Here is a 2,743-nt window from a genome sequence, read left to right on the forward strand (position 1 = left end):
GGGTGGGGGGGGGGGGGGGAGGGAGGGGAGGGGGGGGGGGAGGGAGGAGGGGAGCTGGGCAGCTACCCTCCCCCCCCCCCCCCCCGCCTCTTCTGTTGTCTTTTCGCGTCTTCGCGTCTTCGCCTCTTCGCGTCAGATACGGACCTGGACGGCGCGGGCCAGCCGGTCGTGCAGGCCGCGGCCGTCGCGGTCCCAGACCAGGGCCGGGATCACCAGGCAGACCAGCACGCTCCGGACGATCACCCGCCCGAACGTCAGCCGGCCACCGCTCTCGGCGACGACCCTGATGCCCAGGACGCGCTTGCCCGGCGTGCAGCCGATGGTGCCGACGGTGAGCACGCTCAGCACGAAAAAGATGCCCAGCGCCCAGTTTCCGGCCGCCTGCTGGTCACCGCGCGCGAACAGCCCGTATGCGATCAGCAGGCACAGGGCCCAGTCGATGAAGATCGCGCCGAACCGTCGACCGAGCGGTGCCACGGAACCCGGCCCGTGCTCGGGCAGGCCGAGCCGCTTGCCCCGGTAGCCGAAGTCGGCCCCCATCTCCTCGGCGGCCGCGCGCGGCCCGGAGAGCCACGATCCGATTACTTGCCTGTTGTCCACCCGAACACGGTACTGCGCCCGCCCACCCGCCCGGCCGGGCGGGTGGCCGCTACCGGCCTCCGGAGCGGCCGGAACGCGGGCCCTGGACCGGCCACGAGGTGCCGGTCACACCCGGCTCGGTTAACTTCTGCGAAACAAATGGGTCATGCTTGAGAAATCCGGTCTGCCTATGGTCGGGTCCAGCGTGTGCCACCGCACTGGCCGCACCACGAGCTACAACCCCGTCCCTCCCGGGCCGGGAGTAGGAGGAGTTGGATGTTCCAGAACGCCGACGACGCGAAGAAGTACATCGCCGACAATGACGTCAAGTTCATCGATGTCCGGTTCTGTGACCTGCCCGGTGTGATGCAGCACGTCACCGTCCCGGCGGCGACCTTCGACCCGGCCGACGAGCTTGCCTTCGACGGCTCGTCGATCCGCGGCTTCCAGGCCATCCACGAGTCCGACATGGCACTGCGCGCGGACCTGTCGACCGCCCGGGTCGACCCCTTCCGCCGTGACAAGACCGTCAACATCAACTTCTTCATCCACGACCCGATCACCGGCGAGCAGTACAGCCGTGACCCGCGGAACGTGGCCAAGAAGGCCGAGGCGTACCTCGCCTCCACCGGCATCGCCGACACCGCGTACTTCGGTCCCGAGGCCGAGTTCTACGTCTTCGACAACGTCCGCTTCCAGACGTCGGCGAACGAGAGCTTCTACCACATCGACTCCGAGGCCGGCGCCTGGAACACCGGTGCGGTCGAGAACAACCGCGGCTACAAGGTCCGCTACAAGGGCGGTTACTTCCCGGTCCCGCCGGTCGACCACTTCGCCGACCTGCGTGCCGAGATGTCCCTGGAGCTGGAGAACAGCGGCCTCCAGATCGAGCGCCAGCACCACGAGGTCGGCACCGCCGGCCAGGCCGAGATCAACTACAAGTTCAACACGCTGCTCGCCGCGGCCGACGACCTGATGCTCTTCAAGTACATCGTGAAGAACGTCGCCTGGCGCAACGGCAAGACCGCGACCTTCATGCCGAAGCCGATCTTCGGCGACAACGGCTCGGGCATGCACGTCCACCAGTCCCTGTGGGCCGGCGGCGACCCGCTGTTCTACGACGAGCAGGGCTACGCGGGCCTCTCGGACATGGCCCGCTACTACATCGGCGGCATCCTCAAGCACGCCCCGTCGCTGCTGGCGTTCACCAACCCGACGGTGAACTCCTACCACCGTCTGGTCCCCGGCTTCGAGGCCCCGGTCAACATGGTGTACTCGCAGCGCAACCGCTCGGCCGCGATGCGCATCCCGATCACGGGCTCCAACCCGAAGGCCAAGCGCGTCGAGTTCCGCGCCCCGGACCCGTCGTCCAACCCGTACCTGGCCTTCTCCGCGCTGCTGATGGCGGGCCTCGACGGCATCAAGAACAAGATCGAGCCCGCCGAGCCGATCGACAAGGACCTCTACGAGCTGGCTCCCGAGGAGCACGCGAACGTCCAGCAGGTCCCGACCTCCCTCCCGGCCGTCCTGGACGCGCTGGAAGCGGACAACGAGTACCTCCAGGCCGGTGGCGTCTTCACGTCCGACCTGATCGAGACCTGGATCGACTACAAGCGCACCAACGAGATCGCCCCGATCCAGCTGCGCCCGCACCCGCACGAGTTCGAGCTGTACTTCGACCTCTAAGGAGCAGGTTCCCGACCTCTGAAGAGCGGGGTCGGGTGATCCGGGACTGGCACCGGAGGAGCAGAACCCGGCACGACAGCCGGGGCGTCGGCCCGGCCCGCTCCGGATCGGACGCAGCACACAGGTTCATGAGCCCTCATCGGGAACCCGATGAGGGCTCATGAGCGATGGGCGATCGAGGCCGACGATCAACTATCGGGCGCGGGACACCAGCAGGGGGCTCGCGCCTGCGTCGGCCCGGACTCGTCGCCTGCAGGAAAAGGGAATCACAGAGCCGGCGCCATCACCGGTTGCTCGCCGGTTCCGGTACCAGGTTGCATGGCCCCCGTCGTGGTGCCGGGAGCAGATGTGCCGCCACCGGTACCCGGAGCAGACGTCCCACCACCGGTACCCGGAGCAGACGTCCCACCACCGGTACCCGGAGCAGACGTCCCACCACCGGTACCCGGAGCAGACGTCCCACCACCGGTACCCGGGT

General features: G+C 68.2%; 2 protein-coding genes. One reads left to right on the plus strand and one right to left on the minus strand.

What is annotated here, in order from left to right:
• Window positions 1-132 precede the first annotated feature (132 nt).
• Window positions 133-600 (minus strand): RDD family protein, encoded by a 468-nt coding sequence (locus ACFV8T_RS13510; protein ID WP_385327147.1) that lies wholly within the window; start codon window positions 598-600, stop codon window positions 133-135.
• Window positions 601-855: 255 nt separating this feature from the next.
• Between ACFV8T_RS13510 and glnA the strand changes: the two genes are divergently transcribed.
• On the plus strand, window positions 856-2,265 hold the full coding sequence (gene glnA, locus ACFV8T_RS13515; protein ID WP_093543302.1) for a type I glutamate--ammonia ligase: 1,410 nt from the start codon (window positions 856-858) through the stop codon (window positions 2,263-2,265).
• Window positions 2,266-2,743: the final 478 nt, after the last annotated feature.

Source organism: Streptomyces sp. NPDC059832, assembly GCF_042731715.1.
In the GTDB taxonomy this organism is placed as follows: Bacteria; Actinomycetota; Actinomycetes; order Streptomycetales; family Streptomycetaceae; genus Streptomyces.

Excerpts from the sequence above, each read along its gene's own strand:
- glnA (WP_093543302.1), top strand. The coding sequence starts at position 856 with ATGTTCCAGAACGCCGACGACGCGAAGAAGTACATCGCCGACAATGAC.